Raw genomic sequence first — 15018 nt, forward strand, 5'->3', positions numbered from 1 at the left:
CCCCATTTCTTTAGTCTTAAACGAACATCTTTTGTAGCATAGCTTTTTTTAGTTCTTGATAGGTTTCTAATTTGTTTTCGTGTAGAGCAATAGTTTCATCTAATTGTTTAAAGAAATTACCAATTTTAGTTTGTTCTTCTATCATTATAGGAACTTTTACATTTAATTGAGAAAGAGATCTTTGGCTGATTCCCTTAGCTGTTCCTCCACTTGAAAGAGCTGTTAACTCTTTAAATACTTTTGGCGATCGCAATAATATACTAAGAAAATCATTAGTCATCTTACTCTCCTCAACATTAAATGCTACTGTTCTTTGGCTGAGTATGTAGCCTTTATTATCAGGAACTTGCGCAACATTACCCATTGGTGCTTCCATTGTGAATAATACTTGGCCTTCCTTTAATTCTCGGCCACCCATCCATTTATCGTACAAGTTCTTATCTCCATAATGGGCATCTGCATAATAATCTATATAGCCGTTCTTCACATTTAGAGCGGATAATGCTAAATATCCACTTGCACTCCAACTAAGTCCAATTTTCTTAGGGGTTCTCCCCCTAAAATCTATTATACTGTTAATATTATCAAGAAAATTACGTTGTTCCCAACTATCAGTAAAATTAGGAAATCTTACTCTTGGAACGGTTTCTCCTTTTTGTGGAAACATCTTTTGCAACATAGCTTTTTTAAGTTGTTTATGGTCGTTAAGAAGTTGTTGCTGGAGGGTCATAACCTCATCTAAATATTTAAATAGATCACCAATTTTATCTTGTTCCTTAATCGAATCGGGAAAATTTATTTTTATTTTAGATAAATCCTTCGTATTAATTGAAGGATAGCTTGTACCAGTACATAATTTTAAAACCGTTGAGATAAATCTTTCTCTTTGAAGATAGGAAAAAAGAAAATATCTATTATGCTCTGATCTAATCTGAGCATACCCTGTTGAGAATACATAATTATCATATGGTAGATCATACAGACAATTATTCTTCTGATAAGGTCGAACTGTTTGATAAAAAATATCTCCCTTTTGAGCTAATCGTTGTGCACGAGAAGGCGCTGTTACTTTTTTTTCTGTTCTATGTGCTAGAATAGTGGTTCCACTAACCGATTCTAAATCGATATATTCAAATATATCTGGTAATTCAGATGACGGATTAATTTCAGATATTTCTCCTAATTCTTTTTTTCCCCATTTATTATAAAAATCACTAAATCGAATTTCTGGACTCTGTAAATTTATATTAATCATTCTTGTCACCCATAGTAATTAATTGAGAAATAAATCCTTTCAACTCTTTGTCTGCTTCTTCTGTTGTTCCGTGTAATTCTTTTAGCATACCAAACAGTTCATTTTCTGCGTTCTCTAATTCTTTTTTAGTTTGCTGAATATTCGTAGAAATTTTTTCTAACGGAATCTCTTCTTCTTCTTCAAACGTATCAACGTATCTAGGGATGTTTAAGTTATAGTCATTTTCTACTATCTCTTCAAATTGAGCTACATAAGCATATTTTTCTACATTCTCACGTTTACTGTAGGTATCTAATATAGTGTTGATATGTTCATCGTTTAAAGTGTTTTGAGTTTTTACTTTATCAAATTCTTGAGAAGCGTCGATAAACAAAACATCTTTTGTTGGTCGATCTTTTTTCAAAACAATAACCGTAGTTGGAATTGATGTGTTAAAAAAAATATTAGCTGGTAAGCCAATGACCGTATCAATAGCACCATTATCTAGTAAACTTTTTCTAATCTTACCTTCAGCTCCTCCTCTAAAAAGAACGCCATGAGGTAAAACAATAGTCATGACACCTGTATCTTTTAAGTGATAGAAACCGTGTAGTAAGAATGCAAAGTCTGCTTTTGATTTCGGTGCTAAGACGCCGTAAGTTGAATAGCGGACATCTTCTAAGAATCCTTTATCAGCAGACCAATTTGCAGAATACGGCGGATTCATTAGAACAGCGTCAAAGTTTGTTGGTTCTTCCGTTGGCCAATCTTGATCTAAGGTATCTGCATTATGCAATTGTTGGTTTGCAGTTGATACACCATGAAGGATCATATTCATACGAGCTAAGTTATACGTAGACGTATTTAATTCTTGGCCAAAGTAAGAAATCGTACCTGGTTCAGTAGAGTGTTTTTTTGCATTCAACAACAAAGAGCCTGAACCCATTGTTGGATCATAAACAGAAAATCCTTTTTGATTTTCTTTTCCTTGAAGCACAATTTGAGTCATTAGTTTTGCAACCGGTTGTGGCGTATAAAATTCTCCTGCTTTTTTACCTGATTCGGAAGCAAATTGACCGATTAAGTACTCATAAGCATCCCCTAATACATCTCCTGCATGTCCTGCCATATTTAAAACAGCTAATTCTTTCATAACATCAGAAATTGTTTGATTTTGCTTTTGAGGTGTTGTTCCTAATTTTTTAGAATATAAGTCAATATCTTCAAAAAGATTCTCAAATATCTCACTCGATTGTTCAATATCACGGAAACCTTGTACCAAGTCTTCTAGTTGAAAAGAGCCATCATGGATAGCAGTAATTTGAGCCGTGAAGGTTAATTGTGGTTCAATCGTATAAGAAAACTCATCTTGTAATTCATCTAACAAATCTTCCATGATATCACTATCTTGACAAGCTTTTACATATAGATTTTGGGCTATTTCTAAATCTTCTGTCGGTTCTTCTAATAAAACAGATACATAGCGAAGCATATTATCAGAGAGGTATTTATAAAAGACCAATCCTAATAAATAACTTTTATATTCATTTGCGTCCATTTTTGAACGTAGAATATCTGCTGAATTCCAAAGTGCTTGATAAAGTGTTTTTGAATTTTTTTCTATTTTTTCTGCCATTATATACTCCTCTTTAATCTGTTTTTCTTTATTATAATTACTAAGGTAGATTTTTCTATGTGATTAAATCTAATTTTTTAAAATTAGAAGACTTAAAATAATTATAATTCTGGAGAATCGTTAAAGTGTTCTCTTTTTGATTTGTTCATTTTCAGTACAATATTTTGAAGTAAATTTACACTACATAATATTGCTTCTCCTTGACCTAACTTTTTTATCTTATAAAGTAGACTTACATCAACAAAATTATTAATAGCATTTAATTCATCTTGATGGGTTAAACGATGAATAAGTAGTGACCCTATTTGACCAAGTAATACTTTTGAAACATCAGCAGGACTTTGAGTGGTTAATAATAAATATTGTCCGTTTTTTCTTCCTTCTCTTGCTATTGAAACCAGTCCTGTATAAAACTCATGATCGGACGAGATTATATTTTTAGTGTATCTATGAGCTTCATCTAAGAAAAATACGAATGGTTTATCTTTATTGGCTTTATTTAACAAATAGTTAGCTATTAGATCAACTATCATTCCGCCTACTCCATCAGTAGTACCAATTTTCGAAGAATCAATATATAGACAGGTATCATTATTTAAAAAGTCTTCTAAAGAAACTATTAAGTCATTTTTTCCAGTATCATTAAAAAAATTACTTAGACTAGTATTTTGTAATTTATAGTCGATTTTTTGTACTAAAAACCTATTACTATTAAATACAAAATTGTCTAAATAAAAATTATCTTTAGAATTAATTTTAACAGACTCTTCTTTTACTTGCTCAGATAATAGAGATAAGTCAAAACCATCAGTTTTAACTTGTGATAAATAACCATGGACTGAGCTAACACTTCTACCGTCCTTAACAAAAGTATTTTTTTCGCCTATTTGATTCTGATATCGCAATGATACTATAGCATCAGCTAAAACAGCGGGTTGACTATTACTATTAGCTTCAAATAAAATAGCCCATTGTGATAATGTCAATTTATCAGTAGATATAGTAGTGTCTTCTCCTAACGTTATTTTTATTATTTCAGTATTAAAAAAAGATTCTTTATATTCACCTGTGGGATCAATAATAATAATCTTTTTTTTACTCTCGATCATTTTTTCTAGTATCGTTAATGCCGAAGTGCTTTTACCACTACCTGTCGACCCAATTACCATCAGATGTCTATTCATTAATGTATTAGGGCCAATAGAAAAATCTACATTTTTCAAGTTATTAATTTTACCAATACTTGGAAGATGAATTTGCTCTGCATTTACGTGTAAAGATGATAGAAAAATTTTCAATATTTCATTATTGGCCACATAAACTTTGTCGCCTACTCCAACCGTATTAAAACCAGGCATCTCAAACTCTTTACTATAGTTAGGTTTAAATCCAACTATATCTAACTGAATATCTGGTAAAATTTCGTTCATTTTCCCTTCATCTAATGCACGATGTACATTATCAGAATTTTTTATGCTCGTTTGATAAACATTTCCTATAAACAAACCTAAAATTGACTCAATAACAACATAATAATCTATAGTATTTGGCACAATAGCATTTCCTGATATAAAGCGGGATTGTAATAAAGAGTAGTTTTCAATTTGTAAATTAGCATTTTTTCTGTTTACAGAAGATATTAAGCCTAGATAGTAATTACCTTGATTTTGATTTGAATAATATTTTTTCAGTTGCATACAGTCACCCTAAGTAATCAGGCAAATTATTAAAAGAAGCTTTTAGAAATAATACAGGAAATTTAGAATCTGTTAACTTCTTAATCGTTTGCCATCCCTCTCCATTTTGATCTATATTAAAATCTGTTACTAGCATACAAATACCCTGATTGCGTTTCACAGCTCTTTCTACCATCGTTGTAATGTGTGAGTCCCCAAAACTAAAACCAGTAGTAATTAATAAAGTATTATTTTTTGATAATAATTCTTGAAACTTAGCGAATAAATCAAAATAAGGCTCCTCATATGATTGAGCATACTTATTTGAACTTGGAAAAATCAGTATTGGCTTATCCACAATATTTTTAGTTCTTCGAAAAATTTTATTCTCCTCTCGCTCCCAAGTTAGTGAACCATGAATTTTTAATAGATCAATTGTATTAGGCCTATATTCTAGTTCTTTAGTCTTAACATTAGATATATTTTTAACTAAGTTCCATTCAAATTCATCTGCATTAAAATAAGGATCTAAAGAATGAGTAAACCCATCTATAACAGTATAATCAATTTCATCAGCTGCTTGTTCAAACATAGTATCATAATTAGTAGTAACGACTGATAATTTATATGGGGCTTTAACCCTATTGGAAAGACTGTTAATAACACTTGTATGCTTCAAAAGCTCTTGATCGTAATCGTAACTTGTCTCATTCTTTATAACTTCTAATATTCTTTTTTTTGTTCTTTGGTATTTCTTTTCTTTTTTTACAAGAACAAATGGTTCAAATCTATAAATAGTAGATAGTAGATTTTCTAGATTAATTCTGCTAGAATCTACTTTACCTTCCTGATGAAAAAAAGGATATTTGATCATAATACAAATTTCTTCGATATTAAAATAACTGCTATTTGATTCTAATTCACTTATTACAGAACTTACTAAATCAGCCATAGTTTTACCTAAAACATTATTTTGATCTCCGGTAACTGAAGATCCTGATCCCGCTAACAGTATTATTTTTTCAAAACTTCTATTAACAAATTGTGAAACTAGTTCTTTGATTCTTATTTGGAAATCGTACATATCAGTATTTCCAGTATCATCTTCCTTTTTCAAAATAATATCATCTCTTTTAAAGACTTTTTCTCCATCTTCATCAGTACTTTCAGTTAGAATCAAATCAGGTGATAACAGCCATGTCGTAGAATTATTTTCGGTCATATATATAAACCACCTCTCAGGTTTATTAAATTTAATATTTATTAATTTCACTGTATTTTTTATTCTTTTTACCTTGATTCTAAATCTTTTTTTATTCGGTAAACAGTATCTCTTGTAACTCCTGTTTCTTCAGCAATCTTTTTAATCGGTTCCTCAAGCTTTAACTTACTTACAATTACCTGATAGGTCATTCGATCTTTAGGATTAATTGCGTTCGCAGAATATTTCAAAGGTCTTCCTTTATAATGTCCCTTTTTCTTTGCAATTTCGATTCCTTGTTGCTGTTTTCGCTTTATCTCTTCTCGCTCGTTCTCTGCTGTCCAAGAAAGTAACTGGACAATCATATTTCGAATCAGTTTTTGTAAATTAGGATCTCCTAATTCTTGATTTAGAATTGGCAGGTTTAAAACCATTAATCCAATTTCTTTTTGATCAAGCTCTTGAACAATTTGAATGATATTATCATAATTCCGTCCTAAGCGATCCAAAGACTCTACTATTAGTATATCTTGTTCTCGTAGAAATTGTAGAGCTTCTTTTAGCTCTACTCGATCAATCTTATTTTCCCCCGATATTTTTTCTTGAAATATCTTTTCTGCTCCAGCATTTTCTAATGCTTCTAATTGTCGGTCCAAATTTTGTTCAGTTGTGGATACACGTGCATAGCCAACCTTCATATTATCCCTCATTTCAGAATCATTTAATCGACACTTATAATCTACACTATAAATGTAGTAAAATCAATACACGTCATGTGTCGATTATAAGTACACTCTAATTGGACATATTTAAATAATAATACCTATCATATAATTAGCAAAAACTATTTAAACATAATTTCATATTTCAGGTTTTATTTGTTGATATCCTACATATAGTGTTTTCAATATATTTAACAGTACAACATATAGTGTTATACTATTATTAAATAGTTACAGTTAGGATGATTACTTGAATATTGAAGTCGAAAAAATTTTAAATATATTTGAGGATAAGATACCAGAGTATTTTGACCATAAAAAATCTGTAAGGTCTTCTCAAGTACAGATGGCTTTAGATATTGCTGAATTTCTTCATAGTTCTTCAAGGAATATAATGTTTATAGAAGCTCCAGTGGGTACAGGGAAATCACTAGGAGTTTTAGCCCCTTCATTTATGTATGGAACTAAATACAGAAAGACTATAAACTATGCTACCTCTACGATAAATCTTCAAAATCAAATATACGAATCGGATTCTGTATTACTTGAACAAATAGGATTAATAGACAATACTGAGAAAATATTCGCTTTAGGAAAATCTAATTATATATGTAAAACTGCTCTCATATATCGTGGATTGTAAGATTAAGCTATACAAATAAAAAAGCCATTCGTGATACACTCTAATTGTATTTCCAACCATAGAAAACAAGGAGTGATCACAAATGACCTATACCCATATTACCATGGATGAACTAGTGATGATAGAAGCTTATTACCATCAAGGTATTCCAGTTGCTAAAATAGCTGCTTACTTGAATCGTACTCGAACACCGATTAATAATGTTATCAGGTTCTTCAGAGCAGGACATACAGCTTTCGAGTATTACCTACGGTATAAGAAAAACAAGAAGCAGTGTGGACGCGAAAAAGTTGTTTTACCAGAAGAACAACATCTTTATATCAAGGAAAAAGTAGCTGAAGGCTGGACGCCTGATGTCATTATTGGCCGTAAAGAAATGACAATAGACTGTTCCGTACGAACACTTTATAGACAATTTAAAGAAAAAACATTCGATGAAGCTACCCTTCCAATGAAAGGGAAAAGAAAGCCTAACGGACATCAAGAACGTAGAGGTAGACAAGCTTATAAACGAAATATCTCTGAAAGAATAATAGATTATCCAACATTTAAAGAAGAATTTGGTCATATCGAAGGAGATACCATTGTAGGTGTCCGCCACAAAAGTGCGGTCATTACTCTAGTAGAGATTTTATCGAAAGCTATCATTACCTTAAAGCCCAAAGGGCGTAAAGCCTGCGACATTGAGAGTGCTATGAATCAATGGTTCCAATCCATACCAAAAAAATTATTCAAATCAATTACTTTTGATTGCGGTAAGGAGTTCTCCAACTGGAAATCTTTGTGCAACCAGCATGATGTCGCTATCTACTTCGCTGACCCTGGAACGCCTTCACAACGAGCTTTAAACGAGAATTCTAATGGGCTTCTTCGAAAAGATGGATTGCCAAAAGAAATGGATTTCAACGAAGTTGATCAGGCTTTCGTATCGTCTGTTGCACACAAACGGAATATAATTCCAAGAAAGTCATTAAATTACCAAACACCGCTGGAAGTTTTTATGAGTTACATGGATGAAGATATTTTGTATAGCTTAATTTGACAAATCAGATATAATAAAAAAAAATTTACACTACAAGAAAAAGAACAGCTAAATTTTTTTTTCTCTTTGTAAATACGGGCTTGTTTCGGAATTAGAGCAAATAAATCCAAAATTTAATAAAAGTAAAATAAAAAAATATTTATTAATGAACAGTATTAAAAATCCATGTCTTACCTCTTGCCCAGGACATAGTCATAGGCACAAATATCTAAGTAAGCATAATAAGCTAGTCATAACCAATCATGATCAACAAATACAAACTAACCTAAACACAAGCAAAAATCTTAAACCTATAATTCCAAACAATCCCGGTATAATAATTTTTGACGAAGCACATAGTTTAAAAGAAAATTTTCTTGGTCGATTAGAAGTTTCTTTGAGTTATGAGTCCCTTGTAAATCTAAAGATTAATAAAAGAATAACTGAATATAAACAACTTCTAAAATCATTGAAAATTACAAAACAAGAATACGTTAAGTCTTCTCAACAAAGTAGTATGAGATATAAAATAAATGAAAAAGATTTAAAAATAATAAAATCGATCAAAGATATAATTGAAACTAATATGATAGAAAAGATGCAAAATAGAAGTTATCGTGATTATTCAAATGAAGATGATGAGCTAGAAAAAATGTTAAACCATTTAGGAGATTTTTTAAATGAACGTAAGAATACTTCGTGGATACAATTTGGAAAAAATATTGAAATGCATTATGTTTCAAACCATTTTAACGCTAAATTCAAAAAGTTTATAACAGACTTATCTAGACCTAATAAAATAATATTCATGTCTGGCACATTGACTTCTGGAGAACATACAAAAGAAATTAAAACTAATTGGGGATTGAACAAAGACCAGTACATCTATAAAAAATATCCTAATGTCTTTAATTTAAATAATCAAATGCTTGTTTATGCTCCAAAAAAGGTACCGCATCCTAGTAAGTATCCAGAAGAACATTTATCAGAAATAATAAAAAAGTTACCAGATATATTGAAATGGGCCCTATGTAAAGGAGATTTTAAAAAAGAGACCTTATGAAATACTCAATAAAAGCTGCTCCCTGTAATGGACAGGGGGCAGCTTTTTTAGATTCCATTGTCCACGTTCATTGTTGTAATAGTCCATATAATCATCCACAATTGCTCGCAGTTCTTCCAAATTCCTACAATCTTTATACTCTATTTCATCTTTCAAATGTCCAAAGAACGACTCTTGTGGAGCGTTATCCCAACAGTTCCCTCTTCTGGACATGGACTGCCTGAATAATCTTGTCGTGTATCTTTCAATGCCAAAATACCATTATCACGGTATCTTTTTCGCCATTTACCAGCGAATGATCTTATCCTGCTTTCACCAATCATTTCCGGATCAAATCCAGCTTCAATAAATAGCAGCTTAGCTGTTTTTAAGTTCAATGATTCTGAAACAAAGTGGCGCTTGAATTCATCGGAATAAGTAATGCTTTTCTCCGATACATTTTTAACATAAGGATTTGCTTTCGAAATTTGGATTTGTTCAAGTACAAACGTTAATTTCGACATTTAGCGTCTCATTTCTACATGAAATGTAATTGATCTGGATGATGGACTGGGCAGAAGTAACGCTACTTCAAATCTCACCCTAGTTCTCTTTATATTCAGTATACAAAAACAGACCCTATAGAGGGCACCTTTTTTTAGTGTCCATTCTATAGGGTCCATTTTAAAAAATGTCGGATGTCTATTTTAATTTTTTGGAAAGGTTAACTTTCATCTATTAATTAGTTTGTCTTGCTTTTCTTAATAGTTGAATTTGGCTATCCCGTCTTCCATTTCTCCGGCCAATTTTGCTAACATTTCACTAGCATTGGCTATTTCAAGCATGGTTGACATTTGTTCTTCAACAGATGCTGATGCCTCTTCTGTGCCAGCCGCATTTTCTTCAGAAATAGCTGACAGATTTTCTATTACTTCAATAATTTTCTCTTTTTTGTCTATCATTTTTTCTCCAGAACTATTTATTGATTCGATGACACTATTCATATCTGTAATTGCATTAGAGATACCATTAAATTTACTGTTTGTCTGCTCAACCTTTTGACTCTGGTGTTCTGAAATGACTGTCAGTTCTTTCATAGTTTTTACTGCTTGAGAGGTGTTTGTTTTTAAATCTGTGACGATTTCTCTAATCTCTTCAGTGAATCCATTTGACTGATCTGCCAGTTTTCTTATTTCTTCAGCAACAACCGCAAATCCCCTACCTGCATCTCCGGCTCTAGCTGCTTCTATTGCTGCATTAAGGGCCAGCAAATTCGTTTGTTCAGCTATATTTTTTATCATATTGCTCGCATTATCGATTTTCTGAGCACTTTCATCTGTATTCACTATTATATTCTGAATCTCTGAAGTTGAACTGATACTGGATTCCGTTGCTTCCATCAGCTCTTTCAGGCTAGTGGATCCTTCGTTTTTCAATCCGTCGACTTTTTTAGTTGATTTATTCAACTCTTTCAGATAATCTTCGTTGCTTTCAACTAACTGACCGAGTTCCTCAATTTGCTTGGAACCTTTTTCGGTATCAACTGCCTGGTCAGAAGCCCCTCTGGCTATTTCTTCAATGGCTCCAGCAACCTCATTGGCAGCTAATGCAGACTGTTCACTGGAAACATTAAGTTCACCGGACGAAGTGGCCAGTTGACTGGACGTGTCTGCTATTTTTTCAATAAATTGTTTAAGATTATCTATGATCTGTTGAAAAGATATTGCAAGTAAACCTATTTCATCTTTTCGTCTAACTAGACTCTCGGGAATATCTTCAGTTACGTCCAAATTCGCTAGTCTGTCAGCTGATTTCGTAACATTACCAAGTGATTTGCCTAAACTGTTTGCAAATGTGTATAATATTACAACTGCCAATATTAAAAATAGAAGGATACTGATACTTGTATATCTGAGCACGCTGAATGCACCTTCGTTGAAATCACTCTCATAACTACCAGCAGTAACTACCCAGTCCCAGTTTGGATCGAGTTTATTATAGACGATTTTCGTACCAATAGTCTCACTATTGGGTAAATACCAATCAAATTGTGTAAATCCCCCACCATTATTAGCCATCTCTATGCTATCCTGGACAGGAAAATTTCCGTTCCCTGCTTTGTCTTCTACGCTCCAGACGTTCTCTCCTTCCAGAGTGGGATGAGCGATTTCTTCTCCGTCTTGGCTAAAGACAATCATGTACCCATTTTCTCCCAAATCAAAAGGTGTGTTGATAGGACGAGTACCATCCTCTAATTGTTCTCCGAGCATGTATTCTTTAACACTCTCCTGTGCTTCCTCCAGCTCAAGCGTTCCGTTTTCAACTTCTTGGTTAGCTAAATCTATCATTTGGACGGACGTTTCAACTGCGTTTTGAAGAATCGTTTCTCCTTTTATATCCAGCTGGTTTTTTGCAATAGTATATCCTATAAAACCAATAGATACATTTGATATGACGAGTAAAACTATTGTAATTAATAAAATTTTTCCTTTGATCGAGTATTTAAATTTTGTCATCTGCTATCCTCCAAATTAGTACTGCTGAATGTCATATTAATTAAAAATCATATATTTTATAATAATTCTTATGTATGTTGGCTTGTCAAACAAACTATCCTCTCTTTTACAAAGTGATTTTGTATTAATATTTCATGGTCAGTCAAATACTATGGCTTATATGACTACTATACTAGTATCGGTGATTATAACCCATAATTAATAGTATAATTCTAATTTAATCACTGGGCATTGTCTGCGGTTTAGTGTAAGTGATAAATAGTAGGATAAAAAACAGGCCTCTCTATATTAAGAGAAGCCCGCAATATCAGAATAAGTTTGTAGAAGTAAAATTGATTTATAAAGTGTCCTCGACATAAAATTATGTTAGGGTCATTTTATGCCTTATAAAGATAATAGAAAGTTCTTTCCATAAAATGAATGAAAAGACAGGTGCTAAGATGAAAAAAAGAAATAAAGTATTAAAAACTTTATTAATACTTCTTATTTTACTTATATGTACTCCCGTAATTTTGTATTTAGCTTATAATTAAGCAGTTATACAAAGCAAGGTAGACTAAAAAGCAGTTTATGATGTGAATTTGAGATACTATTTTTAAACATCTAATAAAATAAGGAGTTTTTTTGTGGGTGCAGGTTTATCAATTTTTTGTTTTCTTATGATTATTATAGCTGTAACAAAAATATAGAAAATAAGCTTGAAATTAATAAAATATTTTTATACAAATACATGAAATGAGATAGAATCATGTCTCTAGAACCTTGTTAATTCAAGGTTCTTTTTATTTAGTGAACACATAATTTTGTACGTACATATGTATCAAAAATAATTGTTTTTGATACAGTTTTTTATTTATCTATTAAATAAAACTGTTAATTCTAAATAACAACACAAATGACGCCTAAATACACTATAAAAATTGTATTTAGACGTCATTTATTTAGTAAACTTAAGTTCTTTTTTGACAATAAAAATTCTTCAGTTAATTTTACTCTTTAGAAATTGATTTACGCTCACTTTTGAAAATACTCCAAGAACGCTTGAACGTTTTCAACAAGTTTGTATCTGAGTATACGAGTACGTTTGAACGGTAAAGGATTAAGGAAATCCAAGTCGTCAATACAGTGAATGAAAGGGTTGCAACCAATGAAATCCCTATACCAGTTGAAGATATATTTTCTGCTGCAATTCTAAAAGGCATGATAAATGGGGTGAAAAGTGGGACGAAAGATAAAATTTCCACTATTAAATGATCCGGATTAACAAAAGCAAACATTCCACCGTAAAATCCCGCGACTGCAATAAACGCTACTGGTGAGACAGCTTTATTGACATCTTCTATCTTCGTAACAAGCGAACCAAAGAAAGCAGCAAGTACGACGTAAAGAAAAATACCCAATAAAAATAAAACGATAGAAATTCCGATAAAGGAAGCAGTAAGTTCACTTAAATCAACAAACGAAAGAACGTCCTTGATGAAATCTATCTTTTTCAACTGGGTGAAAGCAATAATAGCTATCACAGCGTATGCCATAATTTGTGTTAGACAAACTAGTAAAATCCCAACAAGTTTACCGAAAAAGTGAGTTGTACTGGAAACACTAGAAAGAATAACTTCCATGATACGAGTCCCTTTTTCTGAGGCAATTTCTTGTGCAATAATAGAAGAATACGTTGTAATAAAAATAAAAATGGCGATACTGATAAGATAGGCAGCTCCGTTTCTAACGAGAGAGCCCGTTAAGTCGGAATCATCTTCCGTCTCTATGACACCTTTTTCTATACTGACTATAGATTCAGAAAACTGGATAGGAGACGTGATTGCTCCGATTTCTTGCTCGGAGAGCGCTAATTCTCGTCCTTTTAATTGCGTTTGATAACTGGTTAGTAAAGATCTCAATATTTCAGCATTTGGCGTACCTTGCATATCTGTACTTACATATTCGCCTTCTACAAAATTATCGTTAACTTGAATAGTTGCATACCCTTCAATTTCTTCGTTTCCCAGCGCTTTTTTTGCATCTGCTATGGATTGAATATCTTCATCAATTGTTAGACCTTCTTTTTTAGAAGAGAGTAGGGCCATAACTTGGTCATTTTCAGTAATGACAGCAATAGGTAAAGATTCATCTTCAGAGTTACTGACAAAATAACCTATTCCTAGTCCAATACCTAAAATAATTAAGGGAGCTATAATCATAACCACAAAGCCAATGGATTGGACATTTTTACGATAAGATTCTTTTAAAATAACCCAGAATTTATTCATTAAACTCACCAGCTTTCATTCTAAATATTTCCTCCAGAGAGGGTGGTTGCTGATCAAAAGTTGTAATATAACCATCTTGAGTGACACGTTTAAAAATATCTTTTCCATATTCAGCGGAGGTTAGCGTTAGGGTATATGTTTGTTCACCTGTTTGTTTTACATTTTGTACTCCTGGCATATCTTCTAAAACTTTTTTTTCTAATGGAGTTTCTAAGTATAGTTTTGTTCGTCCGAATTGTTCTCGTATATCTTGAACAGTCCCATTTAAGACAACTTCTCCATCACGTAACATAACTAGGTGGTCACACAATTCTTCTACGTTATTCATATTATGACTAGAAAAAATAATACTAGCTCCTCGTTCTTTTGCTTCCATAATACCTTTTTCAAGTAAATCAGCGTTTACTGGATCAAGGCCACTGAATGGTTCGTCAAGGATAATGAGCTTTGGATCATGAATTAATGTAGAGATTAATTGAATCTTTTGTTGATTCCCTTTGGATAACGTTTTCACTTTATCTGTTTTCTTTCCTTTTACCTTAAACTTATCCATCCACTCGTCTATATGGGGTTCAATATCTTTTTTACTTTTTCCTCTTAATTGTGCAAAATACAATAATTGCTTTTCAATAGTAACTTTAGGATAGAGTCCTCTTTCCTCTGGCAAATAGCCTACTTGATTGTATTCGGATCTACTCAATGGTTTATTATCCCAAAGCACTTCCCCTTGATCTGGGTGTAGTAAATCAAGAATGAGACGAAAGGTTGTGGTCTTTCCGGATCCGTTTTGTCCAATCAATCCTAGGATAGTTCCTCCAGGAACAGTGAAATTAACGGCATCAACGGCTGTAAGTTCGCCAAATGTCTTCTTTAAATTTTTTACTTCTAGCATTGCTTCTCCTCCTTAGAAATAGTTTATAAAAATAAAGTACCTATTTAATACTAACATGGATAGATAGACAAAAGGTTCTTATATGATAATTTCAAAAACTAGCACTTAACCAGTAAGTTATTATTTAGATTGGCCATATTTTCTAGCAAAGTATTGCCAATCCAG

The 15018-nt window shown here is 32.2% G+C and carries 12 protein-coding genes and 1 pseudogene; 3 read left to right on the forward strand and 10 right to left on the reverse strand.

Translation table 11 applies throughout. The annotated features are described in order from the left end of the window. Window positions 1-16 precede the first annotated feature (16 nt). The 5 genes from BR44_RS11260 to BR44_RS05345 all read right to left on the reverse strand — a co-directional run bounded on the left by BR44_RS11260 (window position 17) and on the right by BR44_RS05345 (window position 6445). Entirely contained in the window at window positions 17-1255 is a 1239-nt protein-coding gene (locus tag BR44_RS11260; protein ID WP_034551042.1) for a restriction endonuclease subunit S, read from the reverse strand. Continuing rightward, complete coding sequence (locus BR44_RS05330; protein WP_034551048.1) at window positions 1248-2870, reverse strand: type I restriction-modification system subunit M; 1623 nt, start codon at window positions 2868-2870, stop codon at window positions 1248-1250. Before BR44_RS05330 ends, BR44_RS11260 begins: the two co-directional genes overlap by 8 nt. A gap of 101 nt (window positions 2871-2971) precedes the next feature. Then, the gene (locus tag BR44_RS05335) at window positions 2972-4567 is read right to left on the reverse strand and encodes an ATP-binding protein (RefSeq protein WP_034551049.1); all 1596 of its coding nucleotides are present in this window, start codon (window positions 4565-4567) and stop codon (window positions 2972-2974) included. Window positions 4568-4571: 4 nt separating this feature from the next. Further along, entirely contained in the window at window positions 4572-5768 is a 1197-nt protein-coding gene (locus BR44_RS05340) for an SIR2 family protein (protein ID WP_034551051.1), read from the reverse strand. A gap of 68 nt (window positions 5769-5836) precedes the next feature. Next, window positions 5837-6445, reverse strand: coding sequence for a recombinase family protein (locus tag BR44_RS05345; protein WP_034551053.1), 609 nt, complete (start codon window positions 6443-6445; stop codon window positions 5837-5839). A 274-nt stretch (window positions 6446-6719) separates the two neighbouring features. Between BR44_RS05345 and BR44_RS05350 the strand changes: the two genes are divergently transcribed. From BR44_RS05350 to BR44_RS05360, 3 genes are all read left to right on the forward strand, one after another. Beyond that, complete coding sequence (locus BR44_RS05350; RefSeq protein WP_034551055.1) at window positions 6720-7112, forward strand: hypothetical protein; 393 nt, start codon at window positions 6720-6722, stop codon at window positions 7110-7112. An 82-nt stretch (window positions 7113-7194) separates the two neighbouring features. Further along, on the forward strand, window positions 7195-8154 hold the full coding sequence (locus BR44_RS05355; protein WP_034546336.1) for an IS30 family transposase: 960 nt from the start codon (window positions 7195-7197) through the stop codon (window positions 8152-8154). A gap of 145 nt (window positions 8155-8299) precedes the next feature. After that, entirely contained in the window at window positions 8300-9196 is an 897-nt protein-coding gene (locus BR44_RS05360) for an ATP-dependent DNA helicase (RefSeq protein ID WP_034551057.1), read from the forward strand. Here BR44_RS05360 and BR44_RS11265 read toward each other — a convergent pair. The 5 genes and pseudogenes from BR44_RS11265 to BR44_RS05380 form a co-directional block, all read right to left on the reverse strand. Further along, window positions 9191-9415, reverse strand: a pseudogene (locus BR44_RS11265) (IS3 family transposase); the annotation flags it as partial. The gene BR44_RS05360 and the pseudogene BR44_RS11265 sit on opposite strands and share 6 nt — an antisense overlap. After that, the gene (locus BR44_RS11475) at window positions 9349-9699 is read right to left on the reverse strand and encodes an HTH domain-containing protein (protein ID WP_051912550.1); all 351 of its coding nucleotides are present in this window, start codon (window positions 9697-9699) and stop codon (window positions 9349-9351) included. The pseudogene BR44_RS11265 and the gene BR44_RS11475, both read right to left, overlap by 67 nt. A gap of 237 nt (window positions 9700-9936) precedes the next feature. Next, the gene (locus BR44_RS05370; RefSeq protein WP_051912553.1) at window positions 9937-11691 is read right to left on the reverse strand and encodes a methyl-accepting chemotaxis protein; all 1755 of its coding nucleotides are present in this window, start codon (window positions 11689-11691) and stop codon (window positions 9937-9939) included. A 989-nt stretch (window positions 11692-12680) separates the two neighbouring features. Further along, window positions 12681-13961, reverse strand: a complete 1281-nt coding sequence (locus BR44_RS05375; protein ID WP_034551059.1) for an ABC transporter permease — start codon at window positions 13959-13961, stop codon at window positions 12681-12683. After that, the gene (locus BR44_RS05380) at window positions 13954-14853 is read right to left on the reverse strand and encodes an ABC transporter ATP-binding protein (protein ID WP_034551060.1); all 900 of its coding nucleotides are present in this window, start codon (window positions 14851-14853) and stop codon (window positions 13954-13956) included. Before BR44_RS05380 ends, BR44_RS05375 begins: the two co-directional genes overlap by 8 nt. Between the last annotated feature and the right edge of the window lie 165 nt (window positions 14854-15018).

It is taken from the genome of Carnobacterium funditum DSM 5970 (assembly GCF_000744185.1).
GTDB classification, from domain to species: Bacteria; Bacillota; Bacilli; order Lactobacillales; family Carnobacteriaceae; genus Carnobacterium_A; species Carnobacterium_A funditum.

What these genes read in the sequence shown, in the direction of transcription:
- BR44_RS05330 (WP_034551048.1), bottom strand. Translation starts at nt 2,870, where the DNA reads ATGGCAGAAAAAATAGAAAAAAATTCAAAAACACTTTATCAAGCACTT.
- BR44_RS05360 (WP_034551057.1), top strand. Translation starts at nt 8,300, where the DNA reads ATGAACAGTATTAAAAATCCATGTCTTACCTCTTGCCCAGGACATAGT.
- BR44_RS05380 (WP_034551060.1), bottom strand. Translation starts at nt 14,853, where the DNA reads ATGCTAGAAGTAAAAAATTTAAAGAAGACATTTGGCGAACTTACAGCC.
- BR44_RS11260 (WP_034551042.1), bottom strand. Translation starts at nt 1,255, where the DNA reads ATGATTAATATAAATTTACAGAGTCCAGAAATTCGATTTAGTGATTTT.
- BR44_RS05375 (WP_034551059.1), bottom strand. Translation starts at nt 13,961, where the DNA reads ATGAATAAATTCTGGGTTATTTTAAAAGAATCTTATCGTAAAAATGTC.
- BR44_RS05370 (WP_051912553.1), bottom strand. Translation starts at nt 11,691, where the DNA reads ATGACAAAATTTAAATACTCGATCAAAGGAAAAATTTTATTAATTACA.
- BR44_RS11475 (WP_051912550.1), bottom strand. Translation starts at nt 9,699, where the DNA reads ATGTCGAAATTAACGTTTGTACTTGAACAAATCCAAATTTCGAAAGCA.
- BR44_RS05345 (WP_034551053.1), bottom strand. Translation starts at nt 6,445, where the DNA reads ATGAAGGTTGGCTATGCACGTGTATCCACAACTGAACAAAATTTGGAC.
- BR44_RS05340 (WP_034551051.1), bottom strand. Translation starts at nt 5,768, where the DNA reads ATGACCGAAAATAATTCTACGACATGGCTGTTATCACCTGATTTGATT.
- BR44_RS05335 (WP_034551049.1), bottom strand. Translation starts at nt 4,567, where the DNA reads ATGCAACTGAAAAAATATTATTCAAATCAAAATCAAGGTAATTACTAT.
- BR44_RS05355 (WP_034546336.1), top strand. Translation starts at nt 7,195, where the DNA reads ATGACCTATACCCATATTACCATGGATGAACTAGTGATGATAGAAGCT.